We start from the raw sequence: 19,879 nt of genomic DNA on the forward strand, positions 1-19,879 counted from the left end.
CTGATCCCCGCAGTCCACGCTCCACCTCGCCCCGCGCCCGGCACAGGGCCCATCGGGCCTCCGTCGGCGGGGAACGGCCCAGCGGGGGACTGCCCTGGCGGAGTCGGCCGCGGCCGGGCCGGGTGGCCGGGGCGCACGACAGGACCTAGGCGCGGGCGGTGGTCCGGGGTGTGGTGGCGAGTGCGTCGTGCGGCTCCTCGCCCAGGACCACTTTCAGCGCCGCGGTGGCCCTCGACCGTGCGAAGACGTCGTAGGCCTCCGCCATGGCGGCGAGCGGGAAGTCATGGGTGATCAGCTCGGCCGTGGGCAGCCGGCCGGCCGCCATCAGGCGCAGCAGGGTGGGCAGGGAGTGCGTGTCGACGAGCCCGGTGGTGATCGTCACGTCCCGGTCCCAGAGCTCTTCCAGATGGAGCGCCGCGGGTTTGCCGTGTACGCCCACATTGGCCACATGGCCCCCGGGGCCCACCATCCGGGTGCACAGCTCGAAGGTCTCCGGCACGCCCACCGCCTCGATCACCACGTCGGCGCCCAGCGACCCCGTGAGGTCGGACACCAACTGCTCGGGGACGTCCGCGGCGTTCACCACGGCGTCCGCGCCGAGCCGCTTCGCGGTGTCGAGCCGGGCCCCGTCGAGGTCCACGGCGATGGTGCGCTCCGGCGATGCGAGCTGTGCGGTCGCGACCGCGGCGAGACCGACCGGGCCGGCGCCGACGACGGCCACGGTGTCCCCGGCGCGCACGCCGCCCCTGAGCACCCCGACCTCGTACCCGGTGGGGAGGACGTCCGCGAGCAGCACCGCGTCCCTGCTGCTCAGCGTGCCCGGCAGCGGATGCACGGAGAGGTCGGCCCAGGGCACCCTGACGTACTCGGCCTGGGTGCCGTCGATCCGGTGGCCGAGGAGCCAGCCTCCGCCGCCGCGGCACTGCCCGTACCGGGCCAGCCGGCAGGGCCCGCACCGTCCGCACGCCGAGATGCACGACACCAGCACCCGGTCGCCGGGCTGCACCGAGCGCACCTCGGGGCCGGTCTCGACCACCTCTCCGACCGCCTCGTGGCCGAGCACCGTGCCCGGCCGCACCGCGGGCCCGTCGCCCGTGACGATGTCCAGGTCGGTGCCGCAGATGCTGGTGGCCTCGACCCGGACGACCGCGTCGCCGGCCTCCCGCACGCCGGGATCGGGGACGCCCTGCCATGCCATGCGGCCGGGGCCGCGGTAGACGAGCGCTTTCATGACGTTCCCTCCGCGCCTTCCCACGCCGGCGGACATTCCACCAGGATCAGCGTGCCCGGCCTTCGCCGAGCCGGTCTTGGGCCGGGCGGCCCCCCGCACCCGGTCCGCCGGGCCCCACCAGCACCCCGGGCGGCCCCTGCCGTGCCGCGGCCGCCGGATGCCACCTTCGAAGGTGAGCGTGAAGAGGAGGCGTCCAATGCGCAGGGGCACGCCGCCGAGGCCGCCACCTGGACCCGGGCCCGACGGCCCGCAGGCGCTGCGCCGCAGGCCGCGTCTGTGGCGCTGGCGCAGAAACCCGCTGCGGCGCCGCGAGGACATCCTCGAGGCGTGGATCATCCTGATCGTGTGGATCGTCGTCGCGGTGGGCGGTGCGTTCGTGGGCATGCTGGCGGCCCGCGCCACCGACGAGACCCTGGCCCAGCAGCGCGCCGAGCGGCATTCCGTGACCGCCGTACTCTCCAAGGACGCGCCGGCGTCACCCGGCGCGACGGGCGACAACGACAACCGCGTACGGGCGCCGGTGCACTGGACGGCACCCGACGGTTCCCGGCACACCGGCCACACCATGGTCGACGCCGGACACCAGGCCGGCTACAAGGTCAAGATCTGGACGGACGACCGGGGCCGGCTCACCAGCGCGCCCGCCAGCCCCGGCGAGTCCGCGCTCCAGTCGGTACTGCTGGGCGGCTCGGCCGCGGTCTTCTTCGGCGGCGCCACGTATGCGGTCGGACGCGGCGTCCGCCTCCGCGTGGACGCCGCACGCGCCGCCCACTGGGACAAGGAGTGGGAGGACGTCGAACCCCGCTGGCGCCACCGAATGGGCTGACCCCCCAGCAGATGCAGCTAGCGCGTGGCGCCCCGGCAGCGGTGCGGGGAACTGCGCGACCGGCCACGACGATCTCCGCGCGTCGCCACGACCTCAAGGGGCACTCTCCATCGCACGCGGCCCACCCGCCGACGCCCAATCCGACGCCACAGGCGCCACAGACACCACCGACACCACCGATGCCGGCGATGCCACCGCCACCACCGACGCCACCGACCTCCACAACGAGGCCCGCGCCCCGAACCGGCGCAGAAACACCCTCAGCTCCAAGCCCCACTGCCATACGGCGCATAAAGATCGAGCAGCCGGTTACGAGCGGTCTGGAGACGATGGGCTATCACCCGCCCCACCCACTTGGAGACCGCCGCGTCCAGCGGCGGATCTCCCCTGCACACGTCCCGAACCGCCGCCGCATCGAACTCGTGCGCGCGCACCGGCGACAACGCCTCCGCACCCATCTGCCAGACGAACGGCTCGAAGAGCCAGGACCAGCCGATCAGCTCGTTGTGGCCGATGGTGTCGACCACCGGCGGACGACGGCCGGGCACCCGCATGTCCAGGGAGACCGTGCCGGTCCGCACGATCCAGAACCGGTCCGCGTGCTGGCCCTCCTCGAAGATCCGCGCCCCTTCGGCGAACGACGCGTCCCGTGCCAGCTCCATCAGCCGCGCCCGGTGCTCCGGCGCCAGCGCGTGGATCGTGATGGTCGTCGCGACGGTCATGGCCGGGCCCTGCCTTCCTTCCCGGAACCGGGCTGCCACGGTCGGCGCTCCCGGCGCACGGACCCACCCGCCCACCGGGCCGGGGCCGTCCCGGCCGGGCCCGCCCGGTCCCGCGCCCACGGCGCCCGGCCGCGGGCGCGGTACCTGATCCGACACGAGCACATGCCCCGCAACGGTGCCCGGGCGCCGACCGCTTTGCGCCGGCGCACGGAGCCTCCGCGCCGACGCCGCCCCCGCCTCGCGGCCAAGGGCGGCTGCGCGGCCGTTGCGCGGCACATGTTCTGATACGAGCGTGCGTCCGCCGCACGGCCCCGTCCCTGGGCCGAACGTCCCGGGCCCTGGGGCGGACGGCCCTCCTGCCGGCGCCTCACCCCGGTGCCACGATGGACTGGGAGGCAGTGTCGGGGCACGCGCGTGAGAGGCGGTGCGGATCATGGAACTGCCGCTGGTCGTGGGCGTCGACGGCTCGGAGTGCAGCCTGCGGGCGGTCGACTGGGCAACGGACGAGGCCGCCAGGCACGGGCTGCCGCTGCGTCTGGTGCACGCCTCCCTCTGGCAGCGCTACGAGCACACCGGCCTCGCCGATGACACCGGTCCCGCCGGTTCCGGGGCCGACGAGAGCGGCGGCACCCGGCGGCACCCGGAGGACACCGCCCTCGCCGGGCGGCCCCGCCGGCGGCGCGGATCCGAGGACACGGCCCGGGCGGCCGCCCCCGCAGACACGGCCGCGGCCACCCTCCCGGCGGACACCGCCGCCTCCACCCCACTCGGGGACACCGCGGCCTCCACCGCGCCCGGGGACACGGCCGTGTCCCCCACACCGGGAGGACCCGGAGAACTGGACCAGCGCACCGCCGAGGAGTCCCCGGACCGCATCGTCGGCTGGGCCGCCGAGCGTGCCGCCCGCCGCAACCCGGACGTCAAGATCCTCACGGAGGTGTTCTGTGAGGAGACCGAGGAGGCGCTGCTGCGCGAGGCGCGCAACGCGACCGCACTGATCACCGGCGAACGCGGCCGGGGCGCGGTGCCCGGTGTGCTGCTCGGCACCGTCAGCCTCGCCATGGCCGCCAAGGCGCCGTGCCCCGTCGTCGTGGTGCGGGGCGACGCGACCAACCGCGCGGGCGGCCGCCACCGGGTCGTGCTCGGCGTGGGAGAGTCGGCCGGCTGCGCCGCCGCGGTGCGGTTCGCCCTCCGCGAGGCCGAGGTGCGGCACAGTGAGCTGGAGGCGCTGCGCGCCTGGCGGTGCCCCGCGTCGCAGATGGCGGGCCGGCTGCGCTGGCCCAAGGAGCGCGCGCGCCGCCAGCGGCAGCGCGCCGCCCGGCTGCTCGACGAGGCGCTGCGCGACGCCCAGCGCGAGCACCCCGGCGCCGAGGTGCTCCGCACCGTCGCGGAGGGCCCCGCCCACGAACTGCTGCTGGAGAGTTCCCACGCCGCCGACCTGCTGGTCACCGGCGCGCAGCGGGAGCCGGGCCACCTGGGCGCCCGGATCGGCCGGGTCGCGCACACGATGCTGCACTACGCCGACTGCCCGGTCGCCGTCGTCCCGTACCGCGAGTGACCCTTGCGCCCCGAACCCCCCGCCTGAACCCCGAACCGTCCCGTCTCCCGTCTCCCGCTTCCCGCCGGCCCCGCCCCGACCGGCCCCCGCCCCGCCGGAAGGCCGCCCGCCGACCGGGCCGGCCGCCCGAGGGCACGGTGCTCGCCGAGGACGCCGTGGCCGGGGTGGCGGCGAGCCGCCGGGTGGGGCTCCACTCCGGCGACGGCGTGCCGCGGGGCACGGATCCCCGCGCCGCGGAGCGGTCGCGGTGTCACGGCGCCGATCCGGTGGTACGCGACCTGGGCGAGCTGCGCACCGAAGGAGCCCCCACGTGACGGACACAACGGAGCGGACCGCCGCGACGACGACCGACTGGACCTGGGAGTACGAGGGCTACGATCCCGCCGAGGAGAGGCTGCGGGAGTCGCTGTGCACCCTGGGCAACGGCCGCTTCGCCACCCGTGGCGCGGCGAGCGAGTGCCCCGCGGACGACGTGCACTACCCGGGCACCTACGCCGCCGGCTTCTACAACCGCCTCGCCTCGACCGTGGACGGCCGGCAGATCGAGAACGAGGACATGGTCAACCTGCCGGACTGGCTGCCGCTGCGACTGCGGATCATCGAGGGCGGCGACGGGGACGACGGCGGCGGCACCGACCGCAGGGGCCCCGCACCCTGGCTGACCCCCGACACCCAGGCGCTGCGCGACCACCGCCAGGTCCTCCACCTGGACACCGGCGTGCTGGAGCGTCGCACCCGCTACGAGGACGAGCGCGGCCGGTGCGTGACGGTACGCCAGCTGCGCCTGGTGCACATGGCGGACCCCTACCTCGCCGCGCTGCGCACCGAGGTCACCGCCGAGAACTTCGCCGGCCGGATCGAACTGGAGGCGGCCCTCGACGGGACGGTCACCAACGCCGGCGTGGCCCGCTACCGCGACCTGAACGGCAACCACCTCACCGACGTGACCACCGGCACCGCCGCCTGGAACTGCGTCTGGCTGGCCTGCCGCACCCGCACGTCCGGACTGCGCATCGGCCTCGCGGCGCGCACCTCGGTGCGCGGCGGCACCGGTGCGGACACCACGACGGCACACGAGGCGGCACGCGCCGTGCAGGTGTGGCGGCTCGGCGCCGAGCAGGGCCGCACGGTCACCGCGGACAAGGTGGTGGCCCTGCACACCTCCCGGGACCGGGCGATCAGCGAGCCGCTGGACGCCGCCGCCTACCGGGTGGCCCGCGCGCCCGGCTTCGACGACCTGCTCGCCACGCACCGCACCGCGTGGCAGCAGCTGTGGCGGCGCGCCGAGCTGGTCGTCGCCGGCGAGGCGGGCCACATCCTGCGACTGCACCTCTTCCACGTGCTGCAGACGCTCTCCCCGCACACCACCGAGCAGGACGCCGGCGTGCCGGCCCGCGGGCTGCACGGCGAGGCCTACCGCGGCCACATCTTCTGGGACGAGCTGTTCGTCCTGCCCTTTTTAAACCTGCACTTCCCCGAGGTCTCCCGGGCCCTGCTCGGCTACCGGCACCGCCGCCTGGAGCGGGCCCGCCACTCGGCCCGGGACTCGGACCTGACCGGCGCCATGTACCCGTGGCAGAGCGGCAGCGACGGCCGGGAGGAGACCCAGGAGCTGCACCTCAACCCCCGGTCGGGGCGCTGGCTGCCCGACCACTCCCATCTCCAGCGCCATGTCGGCTCCGCCATCGCCTACAACGTCTGGCAGTACTGCGAGGCGAGCGGCGACGTCGAGTTCCTGCACACCAGGGGCGCCGAGATGCTGCTGCACGTCGCACGGTTCTGGGCGGGCCTCGCGGAGTACGACCGGACGCTCGGCCGCTACCGCATCCGCGGCGTGGTCGGCCCCGACGAGTACCACGACGCCTACCCCGGCGCCCGGCGGCCCGGCCTCGACGACAACGCGTACACCAACGTCACCGCCGCCTGGGTGCTGGCCCGCACCCTGGACCTGCTCGGCACCCTCCCCGAGCCGGGGCGCCGCGACCTCGCCGAGCGCACCGGACTCCGGGACGACGAGATCAGCCACTGGGAGGACGTCTCACGCGGCCTGTACGTGCCCTTCCACTCCGGCGTCATCAGCCAGTTCGAGGGCTACGGGGACCTGAAGGAGCTGGACTGGGACGGCTATGCGAAGGCCTACGGCAACATCCGGCGCCTGGACCGGATCCTGGAGGCCGAGGGCGACACCGTCAATCGCTACCAGGCGTCCAAGCAGGCGGACGTGCTGATGCTCGGCTACCTCTTCTCGCCCGCCGAGCTGGCCGCGCTCTTCGACCGCCTCGGCTACCGCTTCGACGACGACCTGTGGCAGCGCACGGTCGACTACTACCTGCGCCGCACCAGCCACGGCTCCACGCTCAGCGGCCTCGTGCACGGCTGGGTGCTGGCCCGGGTCAGGCGGAGCGAGGCGTGGCGGTTCTGCCAGGAGGCCATCAAGGGGGACATCGCCGACCTGCAGGGTGGCACCACCGGCGAGGGTGTCCACCTGGGCGCCATGGCCGGCACGCTCGACCTCGTCCAGCGCGGCCTGACCGGCATGTCCACCCGGGGCGGCGCGCTCTGCCTGGATCCGGTGCCGATGCCCGAACTCGCCTCCTACAGCTTCTCCGTGCACTACCAGGGCCATGTCGGCGTGCAACTGGGCGTGCGGCCCGGCCTGCTGCACCTCGCGGTGCCCGACTCGGACAGGTCGCCCATCGAGATCGAACTCCCGGACCGCTCGGTGGTCGTCGAACCGGGAGAGTCCGTGGAGCTGGTGGTCCCCGGCTGAGCCGACGGGCGGGCGTCGCCCGCACGGGAGCCCCCGGGTCGCCCCGGGGGCTCGCTTGGCGCCGTGCCCGGCGCCGCACGGGACTGCGCGGCTCACCAGCCGACGGCCACCTCCAGCCACTGCGGGTCGCCGTGCGAGATGAACGAGGACTGGCCCGCGTAGTCGTCGTACGGGAAGCCGTAGGCCAGGTTGTTGATGGCGTGGTCGTGCCAGAACTTGGCGTAGTAGTTCGCCGGGGCGTCCTTGTAGTAGTTCTCCGGCTTCGACCAGGCGTCCTGGGGCATCTCGGCGACATGGCGGTTGAGCGCCGAGCACATGCCAGGGTCGCCCGCCAGCGTGCCGGCGCAGCCGAAGATGTCGGAGGTGGGGGCGTTCACGCCGACCTTCTTCGCGTAGTCGCTCATGTAGGTGGCGTACTGGCCGCCCTCGCGGAAGTCCGGCACGCTGCCCGGGGCCGGGATCCGGTACGGCTTCTCGACCTCGGTGAGCGACTTGAACTCGGTCGGCATGGCGTCCGCGAACTTCTGCCAGGTGGCGTCCCTGGACTCCTGGAACGTCTCGTAGTCCTCGCCGACCTGCGTGTCGTAGCCGTCCTTGGCGTGCAGACGCATCGCCAGCTTCAGGCCGAACGCGTCGACGCGGGTGGTGTTGCCGTTGAAGACGTCGTCGCCGACGGTGAACTCGATGAAGTCCTGGTACTTGCTGTCCGGCGAGCCGAGGTGGAAGTACATCCGGCCGGCCGAGTTGGCGGGCATGTCGATGTACGGCTGCTCGGCGATCGAGTGCGTCTCGTTGTTGAACGTCCAGTAGACCTGGTCGTCCGGGTACTGGCCGTTGGTCTTGTTGAGCACCTTGACCGTGAGCACGTTCTTCGCGGGCGGAATGCTGCTCGTGTCGCCCCACCAGTCGTCCGGCGGCGCCACGCCCGCGGCGACGGCCGGCGCGTCGGTCTGGGCGCCGAAGGCCGAGGGCGACGAGGTGTTCATGATCACGGACGTGGTGGTGAGCAGCAGGGCGACGGCGCCGATCAGATAGGCCGAGCGCCGGCGATGCAGCGGGGGCGTTGCTGTGGGGGGCATCGTTCCTCCCTGGCTGTGGGGGGTGTGGTCAGGCGCGGACGCACAGGCCACGGCCGGGTGGTGGCCCTGGTCCAGCCTTGCTGTGCGCTGTCGAGCACCCTGGACGGCGGTGGCGATCCGGGCGAGAGAGCGCTCTCAAAGCCTCTTGGGATTACCGGGAGTTGTCAAGGCGCGGGACTGCGGGGCCGAGGGGACGAGGCGGCGGGCACGGCGGGGCGGACGGGTGGGGCGGACGCGGTGGGGGTGAGGGAGGTGGGCCAAGGGGATGGGGCGCGCCGGAGGCGGACGGGTGCGCACGGCGGCGGGCCTCGGCGCGCGGCGAAGGGCGGTGCGCGGCGGGGCGGCGAGGTGGCGAGGGCGTGGGCGGCGCGGTCCGCGGGGAGCGTGCGTGGGCGGCGGGGCCCGTGGCGGGCGGGAGGAGAGCGGGGCGCCGGTCGTCACTCCGGCGCCCCGGGCGTTCGTGGTGGTGCCGGACCTGCCCCGGCCGGGTGCCACCGCCCCCGTGGCCCCGGCGAGCGGCCCGTCAGGCCCGGTGCGGACCCGCGGGCGGCGCCAGGCATGTCCTCAGGCGTCGGAAGCCGTATCTCCGTGGGACGTCCGATCGAGCGGCTCGGTTGCGACAAGGGTCGAGGAGACCACATGATCCCCCTGCATACCGTCGACTTTGAGACGAGAACGGCCGAGCAGATCAGGGGGGGCGGGCTCTGCCGTGATCCAGCACTCCTGGTCGAGCTCGACATAGCGGTGGAAGGTGGTCTCGTAGCCCACGGCCAGCACCGGGCGCGGCCCGGCCTCGACCTGTGCGGCCTGCGCGGCGGCCTCCAGGAGCACCATGCCGGGCACGTGGTCGTGCGAGTGGTCGAAGAGCACCTCGTGGGTGGTGTCGGTGCGCAGCCGCCAGCGGTGCGGCGTCTCCGCCGGGGAGAGGACGACGTCACGCGCACGGTCCCGGCCGACCAGGGCGGCGGCGAGCGGGGGCGCGGGCGGCAGGGCCCGCGCGAAGGATTCCACCGCGTCCGCGTACCGCCCGCGGAGCCTGCGGTAGAACGCGGGCGGGTGGGTAACATACCGGATCTCGGCCGAGCCCACGTACGCACCGTCACCGGTCGCCTCGATCAGGGCGGTGACCTGGACGGAGCCGAGGTGCCGGCGGGAGACTGCGGTGTGGGTGACCCTGAGGTCCACCAGCGAGGGGGTGGGGCCCCGCCAGAAGGCGGCGGGTGCGACGGTGAAGCGTGCGTACTCCCAGCCCAGCCGGTGCTCCAGTGGTATGCGGTGCACCGTGTGGGAGAGGAGGGCCAGGGCCTGGCGGATGCTCTCCGTGAAGAGCAGGGGGCTGGTGACGTCCTTGCGCAGGGTGTAGAAGGCGTGCGTCCTCGGCCAACGGAGCGTGACGACCTGGGTCTCCGGGGACTCCTGGTGCCAGTCGTGGACGAGGATCTCCGCGCTCTCCACCTTCCGCACGTACTCGTGCAGCGCGTGCTCGGGTTCTGAAGGGGCCGTTGAGAGAGCAACAGTGGTACTCGTGACCATGCGAAATCTCTCCCTGGAACATCACGGGGGCGGGCAGCGGACGGCGGCTGGGCGCCGGTGAGCGATGACGTCTTGATGTCGATGGAGCAAGTTGCCGGGCTAACAAAAATAGAGAGTGCCGAAATCGTTGTCGAGCAAGATCGGATCGGTGGGGCATGACAGGACGGGCGGTGAAGCAGGGGCGGGCTGTGCGCACCCGTGCGACCCTTGTGCGCTCGGCGGCCGAGGTGTTCGCCGAGTCGGGATTCGCCGGGGCCAGCGTCGCGAAGATCGCAAGCCGGGCGGGCGTGACCCTGGGCGCCATGTACTTCCACTTCCGCAGCAAGGAGGAACTGGCCCGTGAGATCGTGCGCAGCCAGCCCGACCTGGTGGTGCCGCCGATCCCGTCACAAGGCCTCCAGCGGGTCGTCGACATCACCCTCACCTGGGCCTACCAGCTCCTCGACAACCCCGTCCTGCTGGCCGGGGCGCGGCTGGTGACGGACCAGGAGCAGTTCATCTCGCCCGAGGAGAACTCCCACCAGCAGTGGGCCGCCGTGGTGCTGCCGAGCTTCCAGGAGGCGCAGCGCAAGCGCGAGGTGCGGGCCGGCGTGGACGTAGAGGCCTGGTCCCGCCTGCTGGTCAACGCCTGCACCGGCGCCCAGATGCACGCCAGCATGGAGACCGGGCGCAAGGACCTGCCCGACCGCATCGTCGAGATGTGGCGCTGCATCCTGCCCGCGCTGGCCGTGCCCAGCGTCGTCAAGCGGCTGGAGTTCGGGGAGGACCGCGGCCGGTACCTCTGAGCGGCCGCTGCGCGGGGCTCGCCGGGAGCGGCGCGGGGGACCGCAAGCACAGTCGAGACGGTGGGCTCGGGCTCCCCGTGCCCGGCGCGGCGCCACCGGGCCGGCCGCCCGGCGCCGCCCGCCCAGCCCCTTGCGGTCACCGCCGGGCCTCCCGCCGGCGGGGGTGCCCGCGCAGTTCCCCGCGCCCCTTCCCGGGCACGGTCCGAGTGCCGCCACTTCCGGGGCACGGCCTGAGTCCCGCTCCTGCCGGGGCACGGTCCGAGTGCCGCTTCTTCCGGGGCACGGCCCGGGACACGCCCCTCCCCGGGACACGGCCCCGGTTCCTCCGCCCCCGCCGCGCACGACCGAGTGCCGCCCACGCCGGGGGCGGGGCGTGGTGGGCCGTACGGTGTGCCTCTCAAGCAACCGGTGCCGGACGGACGTTCGGTCGTAGCGAGGGGAAAGCCGATGCTCAGCGGGAAGACGGTCATGATCACGGGTGCGTCCAGCGGGATCGGTGCGGCGGCCGCGCGGCTGCTTGCGGCGGAGGGCGCGGCGGTGGTGCTGATGGCCAGACGCGGCGAGCTGCTGCGCAGGGTGGCCGCGGACATCACGGCCGGGGGCGGCCGGGCCGTGGTGGCCGAGGGCGACGTCACCTCGCCGGCCGACGTCGAGCGGGCCGTCTCGACGGCCGTGGACACCTTCGGGTCGCTCGACGCCGCGTTCAACAACGCCGGCTGGGGCACCCTCGGCACCCCGCTCCACCTGATGGACGACGCCGAGTTCGACCGGACCATGGACGTCAACGTCCGCGGCGTCTGGAACTGCCTGCGCCACCAGGTGCGGGTGATGCTGGAGCAGCCCTCCGGCGGGTCGATCGTGAACACCGGCAGCACCGCCGGCTCCTTCGCCACCGGCGTCGGCGCCCCGTACGTGGCCGCCAAGCACGCGGTGACAGGCCTGACCAAGGCCGCCGCCGCCGAGTACGGCGGCAGCAACATCCGCGTCAATGTGCTGATGGTGGGCAGCACCCGCACCGAGCTGCTGGAGGGGGCGATACGGGCGATGCCGGAGCTGGAGCAGCACGCCGTGGCCCGCGCCATCCAGAAGCGGCTGGCCGAGCCGGAGGAGATCGCGCAGGCCGTCGCTTGGCTCTGCAGCGACCGGTCGTCGTTCGTGACCGGCGCCGTGGTCCCCGTGGACGGCGGGTGCAGCGCGGTGTGAACCGGCGCGGCGAGCCGGTCGGCGAGGTGTGTCCCTGCCCGGTGTGTCCCCGGGCCACGGCGCGGTCCCGGGACACGCAGGAGGACAAGGCCCGGGGCGCTTCGGCCCGGATCCTGGGCAGGGGCCCGGGGCACCTGGCCCGGGCTCCGGGGTGCATCATGGCTGGCCGGCCGCGGGGCCGCCTATGCTGAGCAGCGATGTTCGCACCCGAGGGCCCCACCGTCCGTGAGCTCGCCGTCCAGGCGCTGTCGTCCGTCGAGCGCGGCTACGACCTGCTCGCGCCGAAGTTCGACCTGACGCCGTTCCGCACCCCGGACGCCGTCCTGGACGCCGTGGCCCGTGCGCTGCGCCCACTCGGCCCGTTCGGCCGGGGCCTGGACCTGTGCTGCGGCACCGGGGCCGGCATGGACGTGCTCGCCCAGGTGTGCCGGCGGAGCATCACCGGCGTCGACATCAGCGCGGGCATGCTCGCCCGGGGCCGGGCCACCTGGCCGCTCGCCCGGCGCGGCCCCGCCCCGCAGCCCTGGCCCGCACCGGCCGCCGGCCCCGCCCCGAGCACCGGCCCCGTACAGACCGTGCAGCCGCCGGCCGTCACCCGGTCGGTGCGGGCCGCGGCGCCGCCCGGAGCCCGCGTCGACTGGGTGCGGGCCGACGCCATGGCCCTGCCGTTCGGCGCCGTCTTCGACCTGGTGGTGAGCTTCGGCGCCTTCGGCCACTTCCTGCCCTCCGCACGCCCCCGGCTCTTCGCCCAGGTCACGCGGGTGCTGCGGCCCGGCGGGCGGTTCGTCTTCCCGGTGGTCGCGCCCGCGCGGCCCGGCAGCCGGGGCTACTGGATGCTGCTGGCGTTCGACGTGGCCATGCGGATCCGCAACGCGCTGTGGCGGCCCCCGTTCGTCATGTACTACCGCACCTTCCCACCCGCGCGGGTCTGCCGGGAACTGCGGCAGGCCGGGTTCGACGTCCGGCTGCGCGCCCTGCCGGAGTTGGGCCTCAGGCCCGACGGCAGTCCGCGCTGCGCGGTGGTGGTGGCCACCCTGCCGGGCGGCCGCACCTCCGGGCGCCCGTGATCAGCCCGCCTCGGCCGCCAGCCCGACGCCCGTGAACCCCGGGCCGCGGTCGACCGTCTCGAAGAGGCGGTTGGCGGGCCTCGGCAGGCCGTAGTGCTCGCGCAGCGTGCTGCCGGTGTACTCGGTGCGGAACAGCCCACGCTCCTGCAGGATCGGCACCACCTGGTCCACGAACCGCTCCAGGCCGGACGGCAGCACCGCCGGCATGATGTTGAAGCCGTCCGCGGCACCGCTGTCGTACCAGTGCTCGATGGTGTCGGCGACCTGCTGCGCCGTTCCCGCGAAGGTGCGGTGGCCCCGTCCGCCGCCGAGCCGGCCGATCAGCTGCCGCACGGTCAGCCGCTCCCGCCTGGCCAGCTCCACGATCAGCGTGTAGCGGCTCTTCGCGCCCTCGATCTCGTCCTCGTCGGGCAGGCCGTCGGGCAGCTCCGCGTCGAGCGCGAGGGCGTCCGGCTCCAGCCCGAGCGTCCTGGCGAGCTGCCGCTTGGCGTACTCGGGCACGATCAGCCGGTCCAGCTCGGCGTCCAGCTCGAGCGCCTCGGCCTCGGTGTCCCCGAGCACCGGCACGATGCCGGGCAGGATCCTGATGCCGTCCGGGTTCCGCCCGATCAGCTCGGCGCGCCGCTTCACGTCCTTGTAGAACGCGATGCCCTCCTCCAGCGTCTGCTGCGCCGTGAACACGGCCTCCGCGTAGCGTGCCGCGAAGTCCTTGCCGTCCTCGCTCGACCCCGCCTGCACCAGCAGCGGATAGCCCTGCGGAGCGCGCTGCAGGTTCAGCGGTCCCGCCACCCGGAAGAACTCGCCCCGGTGCGCGACCGGGCGCACCCGTTCCGTCCTGGCGTGCACGCCGCGTTCCTTGTCGGCGACCACGGCGTCGTCCGCCCAGCTGTCCCAGAGCTTGGTGGAGACCTCGACGAACTCGGCGGCGCGCCGGTAGCGGTCGCGGTGCAGCGGGGTGTCGGCCAGGCCGAAGTTGCGGGCCGCGTCGGCACCCGCGGTGGTGACGATGTTCCAGCCCGCCCGGCCGCCCGAGACATGGTCCAGCGAGGCGAACCTGCGCGCCAGGTTGTACGGCTCGTTGTAGCTGGTGGAGGCGGTGGCGATCAGGCCGATCCGGCTGGTGGCGCCGGCCAGCGCGGTGAGCAGCAGGGTGGGTTCGAGACTGCTGGAGGGGCGGCGCCCGGGGTCGCCCTGCAGGACCGGGCTGTCCGCGAGGAACAGCGAGTCCAGCTTGCCGCGCTCGGCGGTGCGCGCCAGGTGCTTGTAGTGCTCGATGTCGGGTCTGGGCTGTGCGTCGCTCTCGGGCAGCCGCCAGGCCGCCTCGTGGTGGCCCACGGACATCAGGAACGCGTTGAGGTGCAACGGTGGGCGGTCAGTCCTGCGGGGCATGCGGGGTCTTCTCCTTGCGAAGCCGGGGAACGGGGCGGTCGGCGGGCTCGACGGACTCGGCGGCCGGCGGGGATGCCGGGGCTGCCGGGTGAGCGGTGGCCGGTGTGGAGGCGGTGGCCGGCGGGTGAGTGGTGACCGGTGTGGACTTGGTGACCGGCGGGTCAGTGCCGGCCGGCGGGGGATCGGCGGTCACCCCCAGGGCGGTGAGCAGCGCCTCGCGGTACTCCTGGAACCGGGGATCACGCCGGGTGCGCGGCGCGGGCAGCTCGACGGTGAGGTCCACCGAGATCCGGCCGTCCTCCAGGACCAGCACCCGGTCGGCCAGCTCGACCGCCTCGTCGACGTCATGGGTGACCAGCAGCACGGCGGGGCGGTGCCGCTCGTACAGCTCGCGCAGCAGGCCGTGCATCCTGATCCTGGTGAGCGCGTCCAGCGCGCCGAACGGCTCGTCGGCGAGCAGCAGTTCGGGGTCGCGCACCAGGGCGCGGGCGAGCGCGGCGCGCTGCTGCTCACCGCCGGAGAGCTCGTGTGGCCAGGCCTTCTCGCGGCCGCCGAGGCCCACCTCCGCCAGCGCCTCGCTGCCCCGTGCCCGGGCGCCCCGGCCGCGTACGCCGAGGATCACGTTGTCGAGCACCCGCAGCCACGGCAGCAGCCGGGAGTCCTGGAACGACAGCGAGATCCGCTCGGGCACCACCAGCTCGCCCGAGCCCGCCACCCGGTGGTCCAGGCCGGCGACGGCCCGCAGCAGGGTCGACTTGCCGGAGCCGCTGCGGCCCAGCAGGGCGATGAACTCCCCGGGCGCCAGGGTGAGGTCGAGCTCCCTGAGCACCGCTCGGCCGCCGAACCGCCGCACCAGCCGGGTGGCCCGCACCGCGGGTGCCTGCTCGCGGTCCCGGGGGCCGCCGGCGGCCCGGTCCCGCCGCCCGGCCGTGCTCGTCGTCTCGGCGGTCTCGGCGGTCTCGGTCGTGCCGGCCGTGCCGGTCGTTCCGGCCGTCTCGGCCGTGCCGGGGGCCGTGGGCCCGGTCAGCTCGCGAGTGTGCGCCGCCATGACAGCACCCTTCCTTCGATCGCGCGGACCAGGGCGTCGGAGAGGAACCCGAAGACGCCGTAGACCACAAGACCGACGACGATCACATCGGTCTGGGCGTACTGCTGGGCCTGGAACATCATGTAGCCGACGCCGCTGGTGGCGTTGATCTGCTCGACCACGATCAGGCCCAGCCAGGACGAGGTCACCGCGAGCCGCAGCCCCACGAAGAACCCCGGCAGGGACCCCGGCACGACGACGGTGCGCAGGAACTGCCACCTGCTGAGCTCCAGCGACTCGGCCAGCTCCACGTGCCGGCTGTCGATGCCGGTCAGCGAGGCATAGGTGTTGACGTACATACTGACCGCCACCCCGAGGGCGATGACGGTGACCTTCATCTGCTCGCCGATGCCGAGCCAGAGGATCAGCAACGGCAGCATCGCCAGCGCGGGGATGGCCCGCTTGATCTGCAGGGGGCCGTCGACGAGATACTCGCCGAGCCGGCTCAGCCCGGCCACCACCGCCAGCACCACCCCGCCGACCACACCGAACAGCAGACCGAGACCGGCCCGCTGCAGCGAGATCAGCGCGCTGTCCTGGAGGCGGCCGTCCGAGACGAGGTCACGGGCGGTGCCCAGCACCGTACCCGGCCCCGACAGGATCCGCGGGTCGAGCACCCCGAGTGCCGAGGCCGCCCACCAGGCGGCGACCAGCAGCACGGGCCCGAGCAGCCGGCCGAACGGCACCCGCCGGCCGGGCCCGAGCCGGCGGCGCACCCGCCGGGCACCCGGGCGGCTCGCGGTGGCCGGCGCCGCGTCCGGTGGAGCCTTTGGCGGTGCGGCGGCGGTCTGCGTGCCCCGGACGTCCGACAGCGTCCCACTCATGTCGCCTCCCGGTACGCGGCCGGCACGGCCCGGGCCGCGAGGGCCTCGAAGCGCCGGTCGAAGAGCGGGGCCACATCCAGCTTCCTGACGAACCCGCCGGCGGCCATCAGGTCCGCCGTCTGCTGCTCCCAGGCGATGGCCCTGTCCCAGCTCTCCGGGAACACCGGTTTGTCCAGGGAGTCCACGATGCGTTCGCCGTCCGCCCTGGTGACGCCCTGGTCCCTGACGTAGTACGCGTCGATCCAGGCGCTGGTGTGCCGCCACGCCCACACCTGCCCCTGGGCCCATAGCGGTACGAACTGCCGTACCGCGGCGAGCCTGCCGGGGTCGTCGAGCACCTCCACGGGTGCCCAGAGCACGGTGAGCAGGTCCACCACGTCGGTCTTCAGCGCCCGCGCGCCGTCCTTCGCGTACTGGTCGAGGTATTTCGTCAGGACGGGTTCGCTGAGCGGTGCCACGTCCACCTGCCCGGACTGCAGTGCCGTCAGGAACTGCGTGCTGGGCAGCGGGACGAGCTTCGCGTCGTCGTACGACAGGCCCGCTTCCTTCAGCGCGCGCAGGACGACGACGCCCTGCGCCTGCCCCTGCGAGAACGCGATCTTCCTGCCGCGGAAGTCCTCGGCGCGGGTGATGCGCGAGCCGGGTGCGGTGGCGAACCGGTAGACGGGGACGTCACGGGTCTGGACGGCGACGATCCTGGCGCGGACTCCGATGTCGGCGGCCTGGATGGGCGGGATGCCGGCATTGGACGCCAGGTCGATGGAGTGCGCCCGGAAACCCTGGATGATGTCCGGGCCCGCGGTCAGGTTGGGCCACTGGGAGACGGTGAATCCCAGTCTCCGGTCGAGCCCGGACGCGGCGAGTTGCAGTTGGGCGGTGTGGATGGCGATCGAGAGCTTGGTGCCGCGCGCCGGGGCCCGGGTCGGCAGGGGGCCGGTGGGCGCCGGCCGGGTCGCGGCGTTCGAGGCCGCGACACAGCCGGTGAGGCCGAGGCCGAGGGACACACCGCCGGCCAGCGCGAGGAAGCGTCTGCGGGCGGTCGTGTCAGGCGAGGTGGGGATGGGCATTGCCGGTTTCCGTTCGGGTGCGGAGCGAGTGGTAGGCGCCGTCGTGGAAGAGGAGGGGGTCGCGGGCGGTGTCGAGCCAGGCCTCCACCACACGGGAGACGACGATGCGGTGGTCACCGGCCGGCACGCATCGCTCGATGCCGAGCCGCAGCCATCCGGCCACCCCGTCGAGCAGCGGTTCGCCGGTCTGAAGGCGCCGCCACCTCGTCGGGGCGGCGAACCGGTCGATGCCGCTCGTGGCGAACCGGCGTGCCAGTACCTCCTGTTCGGCGCCGAGGAAGTGCACGACGGCCCATCCGGCGGCCTCGACATGCGGCCACGACGACGCGGTCTCCGAGACCGCGAAGGACACCAGCGGCGGGGCGAGCGAGAGCGAGGTGAGCGAGGTGGCGGTGAATCCGGCGGGTCCCCGGCCGGCATCCAGCGTGACCACGACCACCCCGGCGGGATGGCGGCGGAACGCCTCTTTGAAACGGCCCTGGGCGATACCGGGCGGGGACCCCGGCGAAACGGCGGCAATGGTCAAGGAACTCTCCAGGACGGCGGGGAACAAGGGCATGACGAAGGGAAAGGGCAGTGATTCTCGGCCGCCGGCGTACGGCACGGCGGTGTTCATCGGAAACGGGCGCGAGGAATGCGGAAATGCCAGCGCAGGGGTGCGGGAAAACCCGGTGACGGCACGCCCATGTGCCGGGAAACGCCGTGACTGCACGCCCACGGACCCGGAGGAGCCGCCGGGAATCGCCGGGCATCACCGTGACAACGCCGGCCCGGCCCGTGCACCACCCTGGGAAGAGCGGTGCGGCGTGGGCACGGCAGACGATTTCTCAGGCATGCCGCCGGATTTCCGGCGGCACGGCGGACACCGTTCGCCTCAGCGGCCGGGGAGAGCCCGACGGGGCGTCAGATCGCCTGTCCGGGACGACAACAGAAATGGCGGACGCACATCCGCGCAGGCGCAGCCAAGGGGCCGTGCAGCGCCGTCTGGGGCGTGTACGGGAGAATCCGCTGCGGGGTGCTCATGAATCCATTTTCCTGTGCACGGCGACGGTCGGTCAACAATGCGCATCCCTGAATTAAGTCGATTCCGCGTCGGGCCGACCGGCTGCCGCGGGGCGCAGGGTCGGCCACGGGCCGAGCGGGTCGGCGTACAGCGCGCCCAGTGCCACCGACGCGCCCGCCACCGCCAGCACGGAACCGGTGAAGCTGCTCGGCACGACGGCACGCTCGGGTTCGTCGCACAGCCGGGAGCGCTCCGCCACCTCGGCGCGCAGCTCCGCCATGCACTCCGGCAGCCGGCCCGTGCCCGGCTCCACGACCACCAGCACCGCGGGGTCGAACACGTCCAGCAGCAGCGCCGCCGCACGGCCGACCCGGCGCGCCCGGTCCCTGAAGAGCGCACGTGCCCGTGGCTCGCCGTCCAGGGCCAGGGCGAGCAGGTCGGGAAAGGCGGGCACGGACAGCCCGCGGCGGGCCGCGCGCGCCACCATCACGGGTTCCGACACCTGTGCCTGGAAGCACTCCGCCGACCCGCAGGAACACGCCAGGCCCGCTCCGGAGGCGGCCGACGCCCCGGAGCGAGTCGGCGCCCCGGAGTGAGTCGGCGCCCCGGAGTGCGCCCGCGCGTCGGAGTCCGCCGGGGCCGGGGGAGCGCCGATGGGAAGGTGCGCCACGCCGCCCGCCCCGGAGCGCGGGCCGAGGTGGACACTGCCGCCGGTGGCGAAGGCGGCGTCGACCACCGTGCCCACGAAGAGCAGCACCGCGCTCTGACGGGTCGACGGCTCGCCGATGAGCTGCTCGGCACGGGCCAGCGCGCGGGCGTGGCTGTCCACGTGCACCGGCAGGCCGGTCGCGGTGTGCAGCACCTCGCGCGCCGGCACGTCGCGCCAGCCGAGCTGCGGGTGGTCCACGATCACGCCGGCCGCCGGGTCCACCCGGTGCCCGGTGGCCACCCCGAGGGCGAGCACGGTCCGGCCGGCGGCGTGGGCGGCCACCAGCCGGGGCAGCCGCGCGGCCAGCCGGTGCAGCACGGCACCGGGTTCCGTGTCCCGGTGCGGCTCGCGGTCCTCGGCCACGATCCGGCCCCGCAGGTCCATCAGCGACAGCGTCGTGTGCCGGACGGCGACATGGGCGCCGGCCACCAGATGGCGCCGGGTGTCTATCTCCAGCGGGATGTGCGGCCTGCCGAGCCCGTGGGGACCGGTCGCCCGGGTGCCCTCCCGGATCAGCCCACGCTCCAGCAGGTGCCCGCAGTGCCCCGTCACGGAGGCCGGCGAGAGGCCCGTCAGCCGGGCGACGGTGCTGCGCGCCACCGGGCCGTGGTCGAGTATCGCCCCCAGCACCGCATGCGTGCCCGGCGGGCGGCGGGCCGTGCGCGCGGGCAGTTCGGAGCGGCGGAGTGCGGGGCGGGCGTCTGCGGATGCCCGGGATCCGGTCACGGGGGCCTTCCTGAGGTGCGGCTGCGGGCGGCGGCGCCCGTGCGCCCCGGTGGGCCGGGACGGGCGCGTCCGGGACGGCATCCCCCGCACCGCCGCGGCCGGCGGGCCGTGGGCGCGGCTGTGCCGTCGGGCACGGTCGCCGGTGCGGTGCCGCCCCGGGAGGCGGGGCAGGCTGCGGTGCGCGGGGGCGCGATGCGGTGCGCGGGGCGCGATGCGGTACGGGGGCGTGGCCGCCGTACCCTCAGGAACTACGACACACAGCGGAGCACACGCGCTTCAGGTCGACGTGACCGCGCGTCG

At 74.2% G+C, this 19,879-nt stretch carries 16 protein-coding genes and 1 pseudogene; 7 read left to right on the forward strand and 10 right to left on the reverse strand.

Features of this window, described 5'->3' with window-relative positions:
• Window positions 1-145 precede the first annotated feature (145 nt).
• A complete protein-coding gene (locus tag ACSMXW_RS35360; protein ID WP_485802468.1) occupies window positions 146-1,231 on the reverse strand; it encodes an alcohol dehydrogenase catalytic domain-containing protein in 1,086 nt (361 codons plus the stop codon).
• Window positions 1,232-1,427: 196 nt separating this feature from the next.
• On the opposite strand from ACSMXW_RS35360, the gene ACSMXW_RS35365 reads away from it, so the two are divergent.
• Window positions 1,428-2,057: an Rv1733c family protein gene (locus ACSMXW_RS35365; protein ID WP_485802469.1), complete on the forward strand. Its 630-nt coding sequence runs from the start codon at window positions 1,428-1,430 to the stop codon at window positions 2,055-2,057.
• Window positions 2,058-2,317: 260 nt separating this feature from the next.
• On the opposite strand, the gene ACSMXW_RS35370 is transcribed toward ACSMXW_RS35365, so the two are convergent.
• The gene (locus ACSMXW_RS35370) at window positions 2,318-2,779 is read right to left on the reverse strand and encodes a Crp/Fnr family transcriptional regulator (RefSeq protein WP_485802470.1); all 462 of its coding nucleotides are present in this window, start codon (window positions 2,777-2,779) and stop codon (window positions 2,318-2,320) included.
• Window positions 2,780-3,212: 433 nt separating this feature from the next.
• Between ACSMXW_RS35370 and ACSMXW_RS35375 the strand changes: the two genes are divergently transcribed.
• From ACSMXW_RS35375 to ACSMXW_RS35385, 3 genes are all read left to right on the forward strand, one after another.
• A complete protein-coding gene (locus ACSMXW_RS35375) occupies window positions 3,213-4,337 on the forward strand; it encodes a universal stress protein (protein ID WP_485802471.1) in 1,125 nt (374 codons plus the stop codon).
• A 137-nt stretch (window positions 4,338-4,474) separates the two neighbouring features.
• Window positions 4,475-4,651: a hypothetical protein gene (locus ACSMXW_RS35380; protein ID WP_485802473.1), complete on the forward strand. Its 177-nt coding sequence runs from the start codon at window positions 4,475-4,477 to the stop codon at window positions 4,649-4,651.
• Window positions 4,648-7,107 carry a glycoside hydrolase family 65 protein gene (locus tag ACSMXW_RS35385; RefSeq protein ID WP_485802474.1) on the forward strand — a complete coding sequence of 820 codons (2,460 nt, stop codon included), beginning with the start codon at window positions 4,648-4,650 and terminating at the stop codon, window positions 7,105-7,107. The genes ACSMXW_RS35380 and ACSMXW_RS35385 overlap by 4 nt, the downstream gene beginning before the upstream one ends.
• A 92-nt stretch (window positions 7,108-7,199) precedes the next feature.
• Here ACSMXW_RS35385 and ACSMXW_RS35390 read toward each other — a convergent pair whose 3' ends face one another.
• Window positions 7,200-8,186 (reverse strand): glycoside hydrolase family 64 protein, encoded by a 987-nt coding sequence (locus ACSMXW_RS35390; protein WP_485802476.1) that lies wholly within the window; start codon window positions 8,184-8,186, stop codon window positions 7,200-7,202.
• Window positions 8,187-8,750: 564 nt separating this feature from the next.
• Window positions 8,751-9,719: a ScbA/BarX family gamma-butyrolactone biosynthesis protein gene (locus ACSMXW_RS35395; protein ID WP_485802478.1), complete on the reverse strand. Its 969-nt coding sequence runs from the start codon at window positions 9,717-9,719 to the stop codon at window positions 8,751-8,753.
• Window positions 9,720-9,874: 155 nt separating this feature from the next.
• Between ACSMXW_RS35395 and ACSMXW_RS35400 the strand changes: the two genes are divergently transcribed.
• The 3 genes from ACSMXW_RS35400 to ACSMXW_RS35410 all read left to right on the forward strand — a co-directional run bounded on the left by ACSMXW_RS35400 (window position 9,875) and on the right by ACSMXW_RS35410 (window position 12,774).
• The gene (locus ACSMXW_RS35400; RefSeq protein WP_485802480.1) at window positions 9,875-10,504 is read left to right on the forward strand and encodes a ScbR family autoregulator-binding transcription factor; all 630 of its coding nucleotides are present in this window, start codon (window positions 9,875-9,877) and stop codon (window positions 10,502-10,504) included.
• A gap of 447 nt (window positions 10,505-10,951) precedes the next feature.
• Complete coding sequence (locus ACSMXW_RS35405; RefSeq protein ID WP_485802482.1) at window positions 10,952-11,707, forward strand: SDR family NAD(P)-dependent oxidoreductase; 756 nt, start codon at window positions 10,952-10,954, stop codon at window positions 11,705-11,707.
• Between the two features lie 197 nt (window positions 11,708-11,904).
• A complete protein-coding gene (locus ACSMXW_RS35410; RefSeq protein WP_485802484.1) occupies window positions 11,905-12,774 on the forward strand; it encodes a class I SAM-dependent methyltransferase in 870 nt (289 codons plus the stop codon).
• On the opposite strand, the gene ACSMXW_RS35415 is transcribed toward ACSMXW_RS35410, so the two are convergent.
• The 6 genes and pseudogenes from ACSMXW_RS35415 to ACSMXW_RS35440 all read right to left on the reverse strand — a co-directional run bounded on the left by ACSMXW_RS35415 (window position 12,775) and on the right by ACSMXW_RS35440 (window position 19,579).
• A complete protein-coding gene (locus tag ACSMXW_RS35415) occupies window positions 12,775-14,163 on the reverse strand; it encodes an LLM class flavin-dependent oxidoreductase (RefSeq protein WP_485802485.1) in 1,389 nt (462 codons plus the stop codon).
• A 181-nt stretch (window positions 14,164-14,344) separates the two neighbouring features.
• Window positions 14,345-15,211 (reverse strand): annotated as a pseudogene (locus ACSMXW_RS35420) (ABC transporter ATP-binding protein); the annotation flags it as partial.
• Window positions 15,187-16,074, reverse strand: a complete 888-nt coding sequence (locus ACSMXW_RS35425; RefSeq protein ID WP_485802487.1) for an ABC transporter permease — start codon at window positions 16,072-16,074, stop codon at window positions 15,187-15,189. The gene ACSMXW_RS35425 and the pseudogene ACSMXW_RS35420, both read right to left, overlap by 25 nt.
• Window positions 16,071-17,141, reverse strand: coding sequence for an ABC transporter substrate-binding protein (locus ACSMXW_RS35430; RefSeq protein ID WP_485802489.1), 1,071 nt, complete (start codon window positions 17,139-17,141; stop codon window positions 16,071-16,073). Before ACSMXW_RS35430 ends, ACSMXW_RS35425 begins: the two co-directional genes overlap by 4 nt.
• A complete protein-coding gene (locus ACSMXW_RS35435; RefSeq protein WP_485802491.1) occupies window positions 17,119-17,667 on the reverse strand; it encodes a flavin reductase family protein in 549 nt (182 codons plus the stop codon). Before ACSMXW_RS35435 ends, ACSMXW_RS35430 begins: the two co-directional genes overlap by 23 nt.
• Before the next feature lie 550 nt (window positions 17,668-18,217).
• A complete protein-coding gene (locus tag ACSMXW_RS35440; RefSeq protein WP_485802493.1) occupies window positions 18,218-19,579 on the reverse strand; it encodes an ROK family transcriptional regulator in 1,362 nt (453 codons plus the stop codon).
• Window positions 19,580-19,879: the final 300 nt, after the last annotated feature.

This window comes from Streptomyces sp. DSM 116793 (genome assembly GCF_057320905.1).